The sequence below is a fragment of the Atribacterota bacterium genome (assembly GCA_028717805.1).
Classification (GTDB): domain Bacteria; phylum Atribacterota; class Phoenicimicrobiia; order Phoenicimicrobiales; family Stramentimicrobiaceae; genus Stramentimicrobium.
Map to the genome: position 1 here is coordinate 51,317 of JAQUNC010000006.1, position 18,081 is coordinate 69,397.

The 18,081-nt window shown below is 33.3% G+C and carries 18 protein-coding genes; 6 read left to right on the plus strand and 12 right to left on the minus strand.

All coding sequences use genetic code 11. The features are described 5' to 3' along the window. Positions 1-202: 202 nt before the first annotated feature. From PHD84_02600 to PHD84_02610, 3 genes are all read right to left on the minus strand, one after another. Positions 203-1,480: a TRAP transporter large permease gene (locus PHD84_02600; GenBank protein MDD5636693.1), complete on the minus strand. Its 1,278-nt coding sequence runs from the start codon at positions 1,478-1,480 to the stop codon at positions 203-205. Continuing rightward, the gene (locus PHD84_02605) at positions 1,477-2,001 is read right to left on the minus strand and encodes a TRAP transporter small permease subunit (protein MDD5636694.1); all 525 of its coding nucleotides are present in this window, start codon (positions 1,999-2,001) and stop codon (positions 1,477-1,479) included. Before PHD84_02605 ends, PHD84_02600 begins: the two co-directional genes overlap by 4 nt. A 504-nt stretch (positions 2,002-2,505) precedes the next feature. Further along, positions 2,506-3,573, minus strand: a complete 1,068-nt coding sequence (locus PHD84_02610; GenBank protein ID MDD5636695.1) for a DctP family TRAP transporter solute-binding subunit — start codon at positions 3,571-3,573, stop codon at positions 2,506-2,508. A gap of 373 nt (positions 3,574-3,946) precedes the next feature. Here PHD84_02610 and PHD84_02615 point away from each other — a divergent pair, with 373 nt between their 5' ends. Next, positions 3,947-4,075, plus strand: a complete 129-nt coding sequence (locus PHD84_02615) for a hypothetical protein (GenBank protein MDD5636696.1) — start codon at positions 3,947-3,949, stop codon at positions 4,073-4,075. Positions 4,076-4,233: 158 nt separating this feature from the next. On the opposite strand, the gene PHD84_02620 is transcribed toward PHD84_02615, so the two are convergent. After that, positions 4,234-4,929 (minus strand): aspartate/glutamate racemase family protein, encoded by a 696-nt coding sequence (locus PHD84_02620; GenBank protein ID MDD5636697.1) that lies wholly within the window; start codon positions 4,927-4,929, stop codon positions 4,234-4,236. Positions 4,930-5,848: 919 nt separating this feature from the next. Between PHD84_02620 and PHD84_02625 the strand changes: the two genes are divergently transcribed. Continuing rightward, entirely contained in the window at positions 5,849-6,130 is a 282-nt protein-coding gene (locus PHD84_02625; GenBank protein ID MDD5636698.1) for a hypothetical protein, read from the plus strand. A gap of 431 nt (positions 6,131-6,561) precedes the next feature. On the opposite strand, the gene PHD84_02630 is transcribed toward PHD84_02625, so the two are convergent. The 7 genes from PHD84_02630 to PHD84_02660 all read right to left on the minus strand — a co-directional run bounded on the left by PHD84_02630 (position 6,562) and on the right by PHD84_02660 (position 11,796). Beyond that, positions 6,562-6,999, minus strand: a complete 438-nt coding sequence (locus PHD84_02630; protein MDD5636699.1) for a HutP family protein — start codon at positions 6,997-6,999, stop codon at positions 6,562-6,564. 101 nt (positions 7,000-7,100) lie between these two features. Beyond that, positions 7,101-7,964 carry a DMT family transporter gene (locus PHD84_02635; GenBank protein ID MDD5636700.1) on the minus strand — a complete coding sequence of 288 codons (864 nt, stop codon included), beginning with the start codon at positions 7,962-7,964 and terminating at the stop codon, positions 7,101-7,103. Between the two features lie 3 nt (positions 7,965-7,967). Further along, the gene (locus tag PHD84_02640; GenBank protein MDD5636701.1) at positions 7,968-8,630 is read right to left on the minus strand and encodes an amino acid ABC transporter permease; all 663 of its coding nucleotides are present in this window, start codon (positions 8,628-8,630) and stop codon (positions 7,968-7,970) included. Next, a complete protein-coding gene (locus PHD84_02645; protein MDD5636702.1) occupies positions 8,627-9,409 on the minus strand; it encodes an amino acid ABC transporter ATP-binding protein in 783 nt (260 codons plus the stop codon). The genes PHD84_02640 and PHD84_02645 overlap by 4 nt, the downstream gene beginning before the upstream one ends. Before the next feature lie 4 nt (positions 9,410-9,413). After that, entirely contained in the window at positions 9,414-10,088 is a 675-nt protein-coding gene (locus tag PHD84_02650) for an amino acid ABC transporter permease (GenBank protein ID MDD5636703.1), read from the minus strand. A 127-nt stretch (positions 10,089-10,215) separates the two neighbouring features. Then, positions 10,216-10,980, minus strand: a complete 765-nt coding sequence (locus PHD84_02655) for a basic amino acid ABC transporter substrate-binding protein (protein ID MDD5636704.1) — start codon at positions 10,978-10,980, stop codon at positions 10,216-10,218. Positions 10,981-11,166: 186 nt separating this feature from the next. Beyond that, positions 11,167-11,796 (minus strand): CPBP family intramembrane metalloprotease, encoded by a 630-nt coding sequence (locus PHD84_02660; GenBank protein MDD5636705.1) that lies wholly within the window; start codon positions 11,794-11,796, stop codon positions 11,167-11,169. A 634-nt stretch (positions 11,797-12,430) separates the two neighbouring features. Here PHD84_02660 and PHD84_02665 point away from each other — a divergent pair. The 4 genes from PHD84_02665 to PHD84_02680 all read left to right on the plus strand — a co-directional run bounded on the left by PHD84_02665 (position 12,431) and on the right by PHD84_02680 (position 17,260). Beyond that, complete coding sequence (locus tag PHD84_02665; protein MDD5636706.1) at positions 12,431-13,438, plus strand: ABC transporter substrate-binding protein; 1,008 nt, start codon at positions 12,431-12,433, stop codon at positions 13,436-13,438. A gap of 186 nt (positions 13,439-13,624) precedes the next feature. Beyond that, entirely contained in the window at positions 13,625-15,340 is a 1,716-nt protein-coding gene (locus PHD84_02670; protein ID MDD5636707.1) for an iron ABC transporter permease, read from the plus strand. Positions 15,341-15,371: 31 nt separating this feature from the next. Then, complete coding sequence (locus PHD84_02675) at positions 15,372-16,463, plus strand: ABC transporter ATP-binding protein (protein MDD5636708.1); 1,092 nt, start codon at positions 15,372-15,374, stop codon at positions 16,461-16,463. Next, positions 16,463-17,260: a TIM barrel protein gene (locus PHD84_02680; GenBank protein ID MDD5636709.1), complete on the plus strand. Its 798-nt coding sequence runs from the start codon at positions 16,463-16,465 to the stop codon at positions 17,258-17,260. The genes PHD84_02675 and PHD84_02680 overlap by 1 nt, the downstream gene beginning before the upstream one ends. Before the next feature lie 15 nt (positions 17,261-17,275). Here PHD84_02680 and PHD84_02685 read toward each other — a convergent pair. Continuing rightward, positions 17,276-18,081: PfkB family carbohydrate kinase (locus PHD84_02685; protein MDD5636710.1), on the minus strand; the 806-nt coding region annotated here is incomplete at its 5' end.

Below are 18,081 nucleotides of genomic sequence, written 5' to 3' on the forward strand. Positions count from 1 at the left end.
TAGTTGCAAATAAAAAATTTAATGAGCTTATTTAATTCATTAATCTTTTATTACTTAAAATTTTTTATATCCATCAGATTTATTTTAATATCAAGTATCAATTCCAAATATTTTTAAAGCTTTTTTAAAGCTACAGACTAATTTAAAAATAAATTTTTCCTAACATTCTTTTACTATAAATAATCAGTCTTTGCGTGAAATTTTATAAAAAGCCAAATAAGTTAGGAAGCCATAGTGTTAAAAAAGGAGTAAAAGATATCAAGAAAAGAATGCCAATCTCTATCAATAAAAAAAGTAATATTTCTTTGCTCAGGCTTACTATCTGTACTTTAGCAATGGAACTTGCTATAAACAAAACTTGTCCCACTGGTGGCGTAAGTAGGCCCAGAGTAGCACCAAGAATAAATATCACTCCGAAATGTATTGGATGCAATCCAAATCTAACTGATAAGGGTGCTAATATAGGGGCAAATATTAATATGAGAGGTGGGGTATCAATAAAAGTACCCAATATTAAAATAAGTATATTTACTAAAATTATAAAAGTGAGAGGTGTACAAAAACTAAATAATCTTCCAAATATTACTCCTACCTTATTTATTGCTAATACCCAAGAAAATAGATTAGATGTAGCAACTATTATCATTACAACAGAAGTTGTTATAGCTGACTTTAGTAGCATTTTAGGAACATCAGATATTTTAATTGTTCGAAGAAAAAACACACTCAGTACAAATGCGTAGGCAGCAGCTACAGCGGAAGCCTCAGTTGGAGTAAAAATACCACCTAAAATACCACCTAAAATTATAATAGGCATAAATAATGCTGGTATTGTATTCTTAAAACTAATGAGTATCTTTTTGATACTCATTTTTTCACTTTTTGGATATTTCCTTTTTAAGGAAATATAGTAAACTGTAGCCATCAAACCAAATCCAAGTAATAGTCCGGGAACAACTCCTGCCAAAAATAGACCACCTATAGATGTTCCAGTTGCAATACAGTATAAAACTGCTGGATTACTTGGTGGTATTATTGGACCAATAAGAGCTGACGCACTAGTAATAGCGGCAGAGAACTCTTTATCATAACCATTTTTTACCATCATGGATATCTCCACAGAACCGAGAGCAGTGACATCTCCTATAGCTGTTCCAGTCATTCCTCCAAATATCATACTTGCTATGACATTGGCTAATGCTAAACCTCCTCTGACAAAACCAATTAAAGCAACTGCAAATTCAAGAAGAGCATCGGTTATTTTTCCGTTGGTCATAAACTCACCTGAAAGTATAAAAAATGGAATACAAAGCAAAGTATAGGCATCTAAACCATAAAATATTTTCATTGATAGAACTTCCATAGAGGTCCCCATCATTAATATAGGAATTGAACCAGCTATACCTAAAGTAAATGCGATTGGTACATTCAATAATAGAATAATTATAAATACTAAAAACATTATTAAAATAAATATCATTTATATTTGCGCTCCTTCATAAGTCTTTCATTCATAGAAGTCTTAAATATTGATTCTATTTCTACCAGAGTGTGTATAGCTAATATACCGAATCCAATCGGAATAGAAACAAATATAAGGTACATTGGTATTCCACTAACAGCACTAGTTTGATATTTTTGAAATAAAAATAAACTTGAACTAATCCCATTCCATATTACGATAATAAAAAAAATTAGCATCATCATTCGAGTTGTTAACTTAATCCAACTATTTGTTCTTTTTTTGATGAACGGTAGTTCTAGTGCAACATGAGATCCTTCAATCTCGGCAATACCAATCCCAATCATAATGATCCATATGAATAAATATCTAGCTATTTCTTCACTCCAAGAGAAAGAAAAATGGAAAATGAAACGATTAGCTATGGTTATCAATACCAGTACAAACATTATTATCATTAAGATTACCACAAAAATTCTGGAAATCTTATCTAAATAGTAACTAATTCTTTCAATCCAAACTTCATATTTCATAATCATTGAAATACCCTCCTTCATTGCAATTACTTACCCAGTAAACCATTGTAAACACCTATTATAATTTGTTAAATATAAATTTCTTCAATAGCACTAGCACTATCATTATTAGTTTTTACTGTAATAAATTAATGTCTTCATCATAATTCATCAACATTATTAGAAGGAATCCCACTTACCCTAATGGATATAGCCCTCTTTAACAACAGTTAGCTTAGTAAAATTCGTAAGAAGAGGTTGATTTTGTATTTTAACTTTGTTTTATTATCTTTTATGAGATAGCAAAACACTAAACTAGAGATATTAGTAAGATTATTTCTAATATTGAGCAATAAATATTCTTTTTTTATCAATATGGAGTATTCTTTTCTTTAAAATATATTTTTCCATTGTTAGCTTACTAATCTGAGCTTTTAATTACCCAATCAGGGATCTAAATGAAATGCAGGGATAGAAACAATTTACTCTTTTAGTTTCTATTAATTTCTATCCCTTTAAAACATATTATTATTCTTCAACTAAAGATTTTTCTACTTCCTTCACCGCATTTAGAACTTCATTAACCCATTCTTCTCCAATTTGAGATTTTATAAAATCAACCATGGGAGTTCTAGTTACTTCGATAAATTCCTCTAACTCTTCTTGTGTTGGGTAGTAGATTTCCATACCTTTTTCTGTAAAAGATTTTGCCCATAAAGTATTACCAAGTTCTAAAAAACCTCTGTAAGCCATAGCAGATGCCATTGCAGCATCTTGAATAATTTTTTGGTATTCAGGTGTAAGAGACTGATAAAAATTCTCATTAATCTGAAGGGGGTACCAACGGAATTCGTGAGCGTCTACAGTAAGATATTTTTGTACTTCGTATAATTTTGCTACATCTATAAAGTTAAATGGATTCTCTTGTCCATCTGCTACTCCTTGCTGAAGCGCCATATAAAGTTCACCCCAACTTATTACAACAACATGCCCTCCTAAAGATTCAACAAGTTTTACTTTATCTGAGCTTGCCATAATCCTCATCTTCATGCCTTTAAAATCAGCTGGAACATGAATTGGCTTAGTATTATTTGTCCAATGTACAAATCCAGCATGAGACCAAGATAAAATTCGCAAACCAGTTCTTTCTAACCACAATTTTTCAAATTTTTCCCCGATTGGCCCCTCTATAACTTTATATGCAACCTTTGGGGATGTGAACAAGTATGGTATAGTAAACGCCATATACTCAGGTACCAAGGATGGTAAATTTGGAGACGGCACTTGAACCATTTGAATTAATCCTCTTTCTGCACTTTGAAGTAATTCTGCATCTGTGCCTAATTGTTTATCGGGGAAAATATCTACCATTATATCACCATTGGTTTGGTTTTCTACTATCCTTTTGAAAACGATAGCTTGTATATGTGCACTACCATAATTTCCATCTGTATATTCAAAGTCTATGTTACTTACAGGATCATTATGTGCATATTGTATTGTTATTTTTTCTGCATATACGCTTTCGAATGGTAAAATTATTAGGATTATTGAAATAATTAACAATAAGATACTAAATGTATATTTTTTTATCATTTTTTTCTCCTCAAAAGATCTATAATTCTTTAATTATTAAGGGTATTTAACAAACAAAATTGATTTAGAGCTTATCCTTTTTACAAAACATTATATTATTTTACTTATAAATTGTAATAATTTTTAATGTTTTTACCTCCTTTCTAATATTTTTACCACATATTATTATTAGTACTATTCTGCACATTTTCTTCCCTATTGAATAAAGCTGTTAAAATTAATTCTTAATAGGAAGGAAAACAGCACATATGGCCAAAGATGAACGTATTTTTCAGTTACAATATAATGTATTGCAACATGGATATAAAAAAAGATATCATCAATACCTGTAAACTATTCAACTTAACCAGTACTATCTATTATGAGTGTTAAGATGATCTGGATAAGTTTATCTATTATTACAATTTTAAAAGAACGAATCAGGGTTACCGTTAAAGGGAAGGTTACCTATCAGAAATTCTTAGATGGTAAGTGTAAATTAACTTTATTGGAACCCGGATAAATATTATCTTATTGCTATAGGGAAAAAACAGCAATGTGTAATCATACATATAATGAAATTAATACACTTAAAACTAATTAAAAATTACTATTTTCTTTTATAAGTATCGCGGAAGTCATTTTTATTTTCAATAATATGATATTGCGACTATAAAATAACTATGACTCTTTAAGAGCTAAATCAACTGCACTTGTTGCATGGATCATAGTAGTATCAAACAAAAGTAGTGAAGTATCTTCTTGTTTTATTAATAGCGGTATCTCGGTACAACCTAAAATAATTCCCTCAACTCCATTGCTACCCAATTTTTCTATTATCTGTATAAACCTATTTTTAGAAGATTGTTTTAGAATATGGAAATCCAGTTCATTATAAATGACATTGTGAATAAAGGTTCTGTCATATATCTCAGGTATTTTCACTTCTAATCCTTGGTTTTTCAAACGGTCAATGTAAAAATCTTCTTCCATAGTAAACTTTGTGCCTAAAAGTCCAACTCTTTTCAATCCTTTTTCTTTAATACTTGAAACTAATGCATCAACAATATCCAATATTGGAATATTAATGCAGTCTTGAATTTCTTTGACAGTTTTATGCATTGTGTTTGAGCATATTACAAGAAAGTCCGCTCCACTCTTTTCTAATCTTTTAGCAGCATCTGTCATCAAATCTGTAAGTTTCCCCCATTCTCCTAAATCACGAAGGATTAAAATGGGATCAAGATCAACAGAATACATAATACATTGGCATGAATGCTGTCCACCTTTCTTTTTAGCAACTAACTCATTGATAATCCTATAGTATTCAGCTGAAGATTGCCAACTCATTCCACCAATTAATCCAATTGTTTTCATAAAAATACTCCTAATTATAAAAGATTCCTTATTTCAAGGTATACGAACTTGTCAAATTTATAGAACATCCAACCTAAATCTTTTTCTACCTCTTTATTAAATTTCCTTATATAAGCTTTCTTTAAAATATTTTATTCAATTGTTAGTTGAAGGAATGTTCTATTCCCTTATGGAACTTGATAAATCCCTAAGCTAATAATTTTATCTGAAAATATTTTATCAATTCTGCATCCCCAAAATATTGTTTCTATTGCCATTATTGAAATTATTCTGCAAATAGCCTTCTATACTATTTTTAACCAATCTGTTACTTCCAATTAAAGTTACTATATCACATCAGTCAAACTGGATTTTTTAATTATTACGGATCTATCTAATGAAATAGTTGTTCCTCTATTCATTTTTTTATTACATATAATTCTGAAGAAAAGTTCCTAACAACCTACATGTTATATTCAATTAAAAATATAGTAATACACGTATTGGTAAGACTTTTTAATTATTCCATCATATCTCTACTTTCCTGTATATTCATCCCTGCTGTTGGCTTGTATAGCAAAATTCATGAGTGCTTTGTACCCCGAGTCCTCACAATTTTTTCTCTCATCTAAATCCCACATAGAAGAATAATTGCTGGTTTGTTTGTATAATATTCAAGCCTAAATCTTTTAATTATTTGTTAGTTTTCTGAGCTAAATTAATTTTTTCTTTTATAAATAAAAAAAGGGGCAGTAATATAATAATTTATCACTGCTCCCTATTAACTAATAACTTTGAGCTTTCTATTTTATTAATTATACCACTATTTCCCCCTATGTAAAGTTTTTTTAATAAAATTTAAATATAAAAATAGGTAATGGTAAAAGAAACTTGCACTTAGAACCTTGAAAAACTGTTGATAAATCAGTATAAAGAGAGTATGAAAACATGTCCTCGATGCGACAGTAAAAAATTCTGGTCTCTTTCCAGTGGTCAGATCCATTGTAGCAAGTGTGGACTAACTATAAAAACATCTAAAAACATCTGGAGCAAGACCCGGATTTCGCCTTATTGGAAAGGCAGATTAGTCAATTATTTTTTGTTTGGTGTGCCTCCTTATCGTCTAATATTTCAGATTTCTGGTAAGATTGAAATGTATGAAACCATGTTTGGTAGTAGAAGACCAGGTAAATATAGCTGGGGTACAACCAGTAAAGCATAGTCTTTATTATTTATCATGATACGATAAAGTCCTTACTTGTTCCATATCTTCTCGTTCTAAGGAGACGATGTAGCCTTACATTAGCAAGTATACTAAAGCAGATATATACTGATTGCTGGTTTGCCTATGCCTTTTTACCTATAAGAGGTAATCAAGTGGTAGTATTAAAAGACAAAGGTGTCCCAAAAGGTGGAAACTATATCGAAGGAATGAAAGGATTTTGGTCAGTTGCTAAACATTGGCTATACCATTACCATAAATATGCATTTTCCTTACTACTTAAAAGGAGTGGGGTGGGGTTCAACCACTGGAATGAGAACCTTGTAATCCTATTAAGGAGGTTAATGAATCAACAGAATGCTATTGTCAAAGAACAAATTTAATGCAAATAAGTTAGGTATTATTTAAAATATAATATTAAAAATAAATCACTAAATAGGATTGATCTCCAGACCTATGGCTTCATGTTCAAATCCTCTGATTGGTGCTCCTATCGTGCCATAGATGCCTACTGCTATCCATTCTCCTAAATCTTTTTTAGTGGTATCCATAGGGCCTCTTAGCACCACAAATTTTACACCTACGGTTCTCAGTAGATTGCCAATGCCAATCTCTCCTCTACAGAAACCTCTTAAGGCATTTAAAGCGGTATGGTAAAGAGCATGTTCTTCTCTATAGCTATTTTTTAGAATGATTTTTGCTCTTTTGGCTGCTGTTTCTATAGCACCAATTACTGCATTGCTATCCATAGTACCGGCTTTACCTAGACAATAGTTATAGCCTACTTGGGTAATCTTTTTGAGAAGTTCTTTTTCTTCTTCTTCAGATGATACTAAAAGTAGGATGGTTAATTTCCCGATTTTAGCCAAGCTGGATATCCTCCTAATTATTTCGAGATGATTTGACTGACAATTTTATTGTAGTTTAAACTGCTTAAAAAGTAAATTAAATAATCGAGTGTATTTCATGCTCAGAATTTTAATCTTTGAGCAAGAATAACGCTAATTATCAGTATGATGCCACCTAAAATTTGTATTAACTTAAACGACTCGTTTAAAAAAACAATTCCCAGAAATCCATTTATGACTGGCATAAGCATGGTCATCAGGTAATAATAGGTCACGCTGGTAATTTTAAGAGCTTGATTCATAAAAAGAATCACTAGCCCCTCAAAAATACCTATAATACATATAATAAATAAACTATTTATAGAAAATATATTTACTTTAAATATTATGCTTAATAAAATAGAATAAAACGCACTACTTGAAATTACACCCCAACTAATGAGTTCGGGAGGAATGTATTGATTGACTATCTTTTGGACCATGGCAAATGAGGCAAAAAATAATGCACCCATGAGAATAAATAAATCACCAGCCCTTGGAATGATAATTTGACCTTCTGTACTTACCAGATAAACTCCTAGAAAAGAACTAACAATCAATAATAACATTTGCCAGTACATGCTTTCACCCATAAAAAAGAAAGATAAAATTGTAGAAAAGATAAGGGTACTCCTGATAATAAAACTATAATTTATAGATGTAGTAAAACGGAGCCCATAAGTACTAGATAGATAAGCAGCAAACAAGAAGAATCCTGCTAAGAAAATCATTTTCCATTCAGAAATTTTAATTTTCTTGATTTGGGTAATATATTTCTTCTGGAATAGGAGAAGATTTATAGTTAACATAATTGCAGCTATGATCATAAATTGTAATAATAATCTTAGAGGATCGATATTACCTAATAGAGCAATCTTCTTAAAAAAAATAGCCATTGAAGATGAAAATACGGCTAAGAAGCAATAGAGTGCTTTTTTGGAAAACATAGCCTATCCAATTCCCGGGATTTCTAGTTTTTTCTCTAAACTATGAAGTATTTTAGTAATCACAGAGACCATAAACAAATATAAGGCGCCCACCACCAGAAAAACTAAGGTATATTCAAAATAACGTGAAGCAATTATTTTCCCTGCCCCAGTTAATTCAACACAGGTAACCATAAAAGCCAAAGAAGAATACTTTACTAAGTAAATTATTTCATTGGAACAACCAGGAATAGATCTTCTTAAAGCCTGGGGAAGAATAATAGATAAAATGGCAGTAAATTTGGTCATCCCTAAAGCTTCTGCTGCCATCATCTGCCCACTTTTTATAGATTGAATAGATCCTCTAATATATTCTGAATGATAGGCACCGCTGCAGAGAATAAAACCAATAATTGCTGCAGCAAATGGGGATAAAAATATATTAACAGAAGGCAAGCCATAATAGAGGATAAATAGTTGCACTAACAAAGGTGTACCTCTAAAAAATAAGGTATATAAGGTACAAAAAAATGAAACTAATCTATTCCCATATACCCGACCCACAGCTAGAAATACACCACATATATAACCAAAGGGAATAGCAAAAACAATTAGCCTTAGGGTAACTCCTGCTCCATCTAACAAAGGAGGTAAAAGTATTTTAGAAATAAAATGCATAATATTCATTTATTATTGGCCGTCTCTCCATAAAGTTCAGCTATTTTACAGATAAACTTTCTAGTACGTTCATGATCCGGATTGGTAAAAATTTTGTGAGGGGTCCCCTGGTCAATAATTAATCCCTCTTCAATAAATATAATTTCATTTGCTACCGAACGAGCAAATCCCATTTCATGGGTAACCACTATCATAGTCATTCCCCCCATAGCTAAATTCTTAATAACTTCTAATACTTCTCCAATAAGTTCTGGATCAAGAGCGGAGGTAGGTTCATCAAAAAGCATAACAATAGGATCCATAGCCAAGGCTCTCGCTATAGATACTCTCTGTTTTTGTCCACCTGAAAGTTGTGCTGGATATAAGTGAGCCTGTTTTTCTAAACCGACACGTCTTAATTCTTCTATTGCTTTTTCTTGGGCTTCTTTTTTATCCATCTTTTTCACTTTAATTAAAGCTATTTCTACATTTTTCAGGGAATTTAAATGGTCAAACAAATTAAAATCCTGAAAGACCATGCCTATTTTCTGACGAAAACGATTAATATCTTTCATATGATGAGTTACTTCTTCATCTTCTAACCAGATACTCCCCTTATCCGGAATGGTTAACTGGTTAATACATCGCAGAAGGGTACTTTTCCCACTACCTGAAGGACCAATGATAACTTTGGTTTCACCTTTTTTGATTTCAAAAGAAATTCCCCTTAATATTTCATTGGTATTATAACATTTACATATATTTTCTACCCGTAAAACAACTTTGGCATTTTTTGATAACTCACTCAAAATACTATCTCTCCTCTCCATAACCAGGAGTTTTGACTCTGTTTTCTAATATATTAAGTAGCTTTACTCCGCCATAAGTTAGAATAATAAAAATAATTCCAGCCAGAAAATAAACTGGCATAGGCTGATAAGTTCGAGTAGCAACAAAGTTTGCTCTAGTTAATATTTCCATTACCCCAATAGCATAGGTAATTGCGGAATCCTTTAATAAAATAGCATATTCATTAGACCAACCAGGTATAGAAATTCGTAAGGCTTGAGGTAATATGATATTAAATATTGCGGTATACTTTTTCATACCTAATGATAAAGCAGCTAACATTTGTCCTTCGCCTATTGACTTAATGCTACCCCTAAAAATTTGAGACTGATAGGCAGCGCTTCTTAAACCTAGAACTAAAATAGCAGAAGTAAAAGCAGACAAATTAAGTTGTATAAGAGTAAATAGTCCAAAATAAAAAAGAAAAAGAAGAACTAAAACTGGCAATCCTCGAAAAAACCAAACATATAGTGAAATTACACCAGATATGAATTTATTACCATATACCTGCCCTACAGCCATGGGAACACCAAGCACAAAACCCAAACCTAATGCACCACAAACTAATCCAATGGTAATTAAAGAACCATTAATTAAGTAGGGATAGGTTTGATAAATTAGCATAATATTTTCTCTCATCATTATTTCACTTTGCCTTATTAACTTCCAAAATTATATGAAAACTATCAACATTTGCTCATATATAAAAATAATTTCAGGGATCAAGTTATTATTATTCAGAAATAACTTGATCCCTATTTCTTTACTATTCAGAAAAATATTTAATTATCAATTCATCCCATACATCTGATTTTTTCAATTTTTCTATCCCTTCATTCAGTATCTCTTTCAATTCCTGATCTTCTTTTCGTACTGCAATACCATAGGCTTCCCCGGTTTTGATTATGCCAACAATTTTTACAGGCTGTTCTTTTCTAATAGCGTCTTCTACCATCACATCATCCATCATTGCCGAATCAATTCTGCCATTGACTAAATCTTGCACGGCCAAAGAAAAACCTTCATATAACTTTAAATTATCCTTTGCTAGTATTCCTGTATTTACTAAATAATCCTCTATCCACATTGCTGCCGTGCATCCTCGCTGTGTACCTACAACATAATCGCCGCATAAGGCAGCAATAATGTTAAGGTCTGAATCTTTTCTAACACACAGTGCCTGATCAATCTCCCAGTATGGAATAGTAAAATCAACTTTCTCTAGTCTCTCAGGCGTGATGGACATTCCAGAATAAATCATATCAATTTTTTTTGCTAGCAAACTTGAAACGATGCCATCCCAGGCAGTTGGCTGATGCTTTACTTCGAATCCCATCTCTTTGGCAATCCAATTTAGGCATTCTACATCAAAACCAGCTGGATTCCCCTTTTCATCTACATAAGCAAAAGGAGGATAATCCGCATCAATACCATTAATATACACTTCATTGGCAAATACATTCATACTACTTATTAGAAAAAATACTAGAAGACTAACTATAGCTGTTATAATAAGTCCCTTATTTCTCATTTCTTCACCTCCTCTCTTTCTATATTTCTTTTCTTATTTTAAATTAATTTTATTATATTTCTCAAAAGGTTAAGAAAAATTTTTTGTTTAAACCACATTCCTTGCCACTTATATTATACAATGTAATTTTGGCTTATTCAAACCTTCAAGTCCTCTCTTCTATACACCAGATGAACTGCTATAATGTTATAAAGTTACAAAATATTTAACTGCAAAATTGATAAAAATATGAATAAGAAAGGCTGGCCAAAATGATTTTCCTCGATAGGCAATCCATCCAAACCATAAACCGGTTATGATACAGGACAACGTTTCCACCTCAGGTTTACCCAGATGAAGTAATACGAATGGCACCATCTGAATGATAATACTTGCCTTACCAAATCTTTCTTTTAGTCCAAATAATATAAAACCCCTCAGTAAATACTCCCAGGCTAATAGAGTTGGCACTGTCAAGCTGAAGAATTCATAGTAGTCGAATCCCTTTCCATAATATTGATAAACCTGGGAAAATTGGGAGGCAATAAGCAAAACAGGTATGCTTATAACTATAGTAATAACTACATAATTTAACCAGATACGATAATTCCCTAAACCAAAACCGTAATATAAGGGATTCTCTTTCAATACAAGGCGAATAACAAAAACCGGTAATACTATAAAATAGACAATATAGCTTAAGGCTAGCGAAGATCTGATAGGTCTATACCACTGTAGGGTAAGGGAAAGAGTTGCTACTCCTAGTATGATAATAACTTGATAATTTTCCGTAATAAAACTCTTAATTTCCTGGTACTCCCGGGATAAAAACTTCATAATAACACCGTCCCTTATGTTTTATTTATCCTGAGGAATGATAATTTTTAGCAATATTTTCTCCTCAGGATATTCAAGGGGAAGGATTCCCCTTGAATATCCTATATTTGATATTAAGCTTAGTATTTATTAATACCTTGAATATTTTAGGGAATATTCTTTTATAATAAGTCCTCTTTCTCCCAAGTTGGGTTATATGGTACCGATATTCTTTTAAAAGCTAACTGAGTATATATTGTATTGTCCTTTACTTTAGAACAGAATACTTGTGGGTATCTGATATTTTTTCTGGTACCGAATAAATATTCGGGATTCTTTCATCTCATTAATTATAAGATAACAATTTTTTTGATATAATATATATTATCAAAGATTAATTTCTTTTCCTATTTTTTTATTACTTCTACTGCACTTTAATTGAAAAATATTCCATTTTGTGTCACAATAGTTTGTAGGTTAATTTCTTATTAAAAAGTAATAATACAGGTAAAAAAGAGGTGGTGTGACAGGGAAGATAAAGATTGTTCCAATATTAATTATAACTCCTACTTAAGCAAGATAGCCATTAGAAATGCCTTTGACAAAAATGCACATTAAACCGTTAAAAAAATAAATTTTTGGGAGGTTTATGTTTATGAGAAAATTTCTATTTACTACCTTAATCATTTCACTTGTACTTCTAATATGCCTTAATGGAAATGTATTAGCTCAGAAAAAAGTTCTGCATATTTACACCGCTTTTGACACAGAAGAAGCCAAATACTACATTGATGCCTTTGAAGAAGAAACTGGCATAGATGTCCAGTGGGTGAGATTGTCTTCTGGTGAGGTCCTAGCCAGAATTGAAGCTGAAGCCAGTAATCCACAAGCCAGCGTCTGGCATGCTGGCTCCAACACCTCGCATATTAATGCCGCTTCTAAAGGACTACTGGAGCCCTACAAACCCAATACTGATTTTGAATTACCTGGATTATTCCATGCTAATGATTGGGCTTGGACCGGATTTTATAGTGGTGCAATTGGATTTGTTACTAATACTAATTTCTTGGAAGAAAACAACATGGAGCCACCAAAGAGCTGGGATGATCTACTTCATCCTAAATTACAGCAGAATGTAGCCTTAGCTTATCCTTATACTTCAGGCACCGCTTATACTACCTTTGCTACCCTGGTTCAGATGTGGGGTATGGAAAAAGCTCTTGATTGGTGGGAAGAATTTGACCGACATAGTATTTTCCAATATACTCAGTCGGGTACAGCTTGCATAGGAATGGTCGGATTAGGTGAAATTGCAGTAGGAATAGCCTTTTCCCATGATATTTTAGCCAAGGGTATTAATACAGGCTATCCTGTAGTTATGACTTTTCCTGAAGATGGAACTGGATATGAAGTAGGCGGACTATCCCTTATCAAAGGAGGCTCTGAACCAGAATTAGGAAAACAGTTTATTGACTGGTGTTTCCAAGTCAAAGCTCAGGATCTATTCCAGAAATACAGTAGGCTTCCGGTTAATCCCAAAGCGACTGTTGCCGAAGGATCCGTTACTCTGGATGAAGTTTTTCTGATTGATTATGACCACATCCTGGCTGGTGAAAGCAAGGATGAATGGGTTGCCGCCTGGAGAGATAGAATTGGTAAATAATCTTTCTAATGCTTGTTATTACTCAGTTGATTAATCATCCCCCTGCTACCAATCCAATATGTTACATAACAGGTGGATTGGTAGCAGGGATTCTTTTGGATTAAACTCCTAAAATAAAAGATGTTTTTCTTTGAATGAAAAATAAGGATACTTATAATTAATAATTAAGAAAGAAAAGAATATAAGATGGATAGTAGTACTAACAATAGACAAATAAAGGAAATAATTGCTCAGCTAAAAATAATCTGGAAGGAACCAATGCTTTTTTTCCTTATCGTAATTATTTTTTATTTTTTGATTACCTTCATAGTATTTCCAATATTTCAGGTTGTTAAAAATAGTATGTATATTGGGGGAAAATGGGATTTCTCAAACTATATTGCTATTTTTTCCAAGAGATATTTCATCCAACCATTTATTAATAGTATAGTTCTGGGTATTTATACTGCCACTATTGGAACAATAGCTGGATTTACTTTTGCCTACGCTCTGACCAGAACTTCTCTCCCTTTTAAAAATTTTTTCCGTCTTACCGCAACTTTTCCTATTATATCTCCCCCTTTTGTAGTGGCGCTTGCTGCTATTTTGCTTTTTGGGAGAGCAGGAAGCCTAACTCCCTGGTTAAAAAGTTTAATTGGTAATTATTCCATCTATGGATTAGCTGGTCTTGTTTTAGTGGAGACTATTGCTTATAGTCCTACTGCCTTTATGGTATTATATGGGGTATTGCAGGCTATTGATCCTTCTTTGGAGGAAGCCTCAATGGATTTAGGAGCTTCCTGGTCAAAGGTATTTTCAACTATAACTCTACCACTGGCAACTCCTGGTATTGCCAGTGCCTGGTTATTAGTCTTCATTCAATCGATGGCTGATTTTGGTAATCCTATGGTTATATCCGGTAATTTCAGGGTTCTTTCGGTTCAAGCCTATCTACAAATTACCGGAATGTATGATCTTCCCCGTGGCTCTACATTAGCTATGTTATTGCTTCTCCCAACTGCTACTGCCTTTTTTCTTCAAAGATACTGGGTTTCTCGAAAATCTTATGTCACAGTTACCGGTAAACCAACCGGTGCTACAGTAAAAAATTTAAATTGGTTCATTAAATTACTAGTCTATGGTGCCTGTATCCTTTATGCAGGAATTGTCTTGTTATTTTACGGTACTATTGTATATGGGTCCTTTCAAACCTTATGGGGTGTAAATCCAACTTTGACCTTAAAGAACTATATAGAAATGTTTGAGGTTGGTAAAAATTACCTCTATGATTCTGTGTTTTTATCATCTGTAGCCACACCCATTACCGGGATAGTGGGAATGTTTATCTCTTATCTAATTATTCGGAAAAAATTTATCGGTCGTAGTCTAATGGAATTTATATCTATGCTAACCTTTGCCGTTCCAGGAACAGTTGTTGGAATTGGTTATATCCTCGCCTTTAATCAAAAATCAGCTTTAATGCCGGTTATTTTAACCGGCACTGCCTGGATTATTATTATATTATTAATTTTCCGGGATATGCCAGTTGGCATTCGTTCTGGCATTGCAGCCTTACAGCAAATTGATCCGGCTATTGAAGAGGCTTCTACTGATTTAGGTGCTGACAGTAATACTACTTTTCGTAAAATCACCCTGCCTATGATCGCTCCAGCTTTTTTCTCAGGATTGGCATTCGGTTTTGTAAAAGCCATGACTGCCATAAGTGCAATCATCTTTGTTGTCTCTGGAAGGTGGAATCTCGTTACTATTGCTATACTTGGTTTCGTAGATAATACCCAATATGCTCGTGCTGCTGCTATGAGTATTATTCTTATTATCATCATCTTAATTGCCCTGGGTGTTATACAATTTCTGGTAAATAGAGTTGGCAAAGGCGTTAGATTGACTACTATTATTGAGTAAATTAAAAGTATATAAGCAGAAGGGATCGAACATGAAAAATGATTTTTTAGAATTGAAAGAATTGGTAAAAATCTTTGGCGGCAGTAGAGATGCCGTTACTGCTGTTGATAGGGTAAATTTAAAAGTTAAAGAAGGAGAACTGGTCACTCTTTTAGGTCCTTCCGGCTGCGGAAAGACTACTATACTGAGAATGATTTCTGGTTTTGAATTACCAACCTCCGGTAAAATATATATTGACCGGGAAGAGGTAACTTTAACTCCTCCTAATAAGAGACCTACTGCTATGGTTTTCCAAAACTACGCTCTTTTCCCTCATATGACCGTTGCTCAAAATATTGTCTATGGACTGAAAATTCATGGTGAATCCCATCATGCAGCTATGGAAAAAGCAGAAAGGGTAATGAAGTTGGTTGGTTTAGAAAAACTTGGTAATCGCTCTCCTGCTCAATTATCCGGAGGACAGCAGCAACGAGTTAGCTTAGCTCGTTCCTTAATTATGGAACCAAAGGTATTATTACTTGATGAACCACTCTCCAATCTTGATGCCAAACTGAGAGTTACTATGCGCCTGGAAATCAGAAAATTACAACAGAGAGTCGGCATTACCTCTATTTATGTAACACATGACCAATTGGAAGCTATGTCTCTTTCCGATCGGGTAGTTATTTTAAAAGATGGAAGAATCCAGCAAATAGGAACTCCCCAGGAAATATATGCTCGTCCCAATAATCGGTTTGTAGCAGATTTCATTGGCAAAGCTAATTTTCTAAATACCTTTATAGAAAAGGTAGTCTCAGACAAAGAGGTAGTAATTAATCTATTGGATCAAAAGATTGTAATACCTGAAGTAAATAAAACATTTAACAAGGATGACAGAACTCTACTTGTCTTACGACCTGAATCAATCGGACTGGAAAAAAAGAAGCCGGATACTATTGTTGGTACTATTCACGAGATTGTGTACCTTGGTAATCAGGTAACTTATCTGGTAGATATTGCCGGACAGCTGGTTACTGTGGAAGTATCAAATCCTCAAGAATGTGAATTATTTCAAAAAGGTGAGGAGGTAAGTATAAAATTGCCTCAGAAAAGTTTGCACTTATTGCCCTGGGAGGAAGATTAATGAAACCGGCAATCTGTATTGAAATGCTCTATCCTGAATTACTTCTGGCAGAAAAAATAAAGGAAATTTCTCAAATCGGATTCCCTTTTTTGGAATTCTGGGACTGGAGAGATAAAGATATTCCTTTAATCAATTCTCTGGGTCAAAAGTATAATACTAGGGTAGTAAATTTTAGTGGTCAACGCCTAGGAAGCTTAATAGCCAGCACTACCCACCATGAAGTCTTTTCAGATTTAGAAGAGGCGATTATAGTTGCCCAACAATTGAATTGCCCCAACTTAATGTTACTCACTGATCAATTGGGAGAAAAAGGGAAGGTAGAGAATAGTTATCCCGAATTATCCCCGGAAGAAAAATACCATAATATTATCTTCGCTTTAAAAAAAGCGATTAACATAATCCCCGATTCTATCACCCTGTTATTAGAAATACTCAATACCAGAGTAGATCATCCCGGATATTACTTGAACAATATCGATATAGCATTTAAGATTATTCAGGAAATCAATCATCCCCACCTAAAAATTTTGGCTGATCTTTATCATCTTGGCACCATGGGATTTGATTTGAAAGAAGTGATTGAAAAATACCTGCCCAGCATTGGTTATTTTCACATTGCCGATATTCCAGGACGTCACGAACCTGGTACAGGTGAAATTAACTGGTGTTCAATACTTCAATTATTAAAAGAAAAACATTATCAAGGATTTATCGGTTTTGAATACTCACCTGCTCAGGACTCCCGTGAATCATTAATAAAAATAAAACATCTCTGGCAAAAAGTTTTTCCTGAGTAAAAATTATTTTATAATTTACTGTTGATATTTTTCTTGAATTAGCATCTCCACATCGGTAATAGGTCTTCGAAATGGTCCTTCTGCTTCCATCTTGAGGCTAGTGAATGCCGCTGCCCAAATCGTTGCTTCTTCGGGTGAAGAATGAATTCTTTTGCACATATAGGAAGCAAGACAGGTATCACCTCTTCCGCTTCTTCCCTTTAATTCCCTCGGATAAAATGAAGCTTCATAAAATTTTCCTTCAGCCCACACCAGTACACCATCCTTATGGGTAATAATAACCTCTCGGGGACCCATAGTATGTATCAATAGAGCTGCCTCTTTAATAACTTTTTCTCCAGTAAGCAATTCTGCTTCTACTGCATCAGTCTTTATAATATCAATATTTGATAGTATTTCTTCTTGTTCTGGCCATGATCTGGCTATGAGTTTTCCATTATCATTAATGCGGATAAAGCTCTGTATATCAGCCGCCAAAATTGATTCCTTTCTGGCTAATAATTTAATAATTTCTGAAGGAACCTCTTCCCGCATGGATGCGCCAACTACAATTACTTCTGCTTCTATAGGATTGACTTCTTCTGCACTAAAGGCTCCAGCCCAGCTACTGACATAAATTACTCTTTCATCCGGATTTTTAGATGGATATACTAGCTTAAGGCAGGTAGATTGAGGGGTCCATTCAACCGAAACATCTATTCCCATTTTTTGCAACTCCTGAATTACTCCACCATCTTCTGGTGCAAGCCTGGTAATTGCCAATGTCTTTAAACGCATAGCAGCAGCTACATGGGCACCGTAATTAAAAGCACCTCCATTGA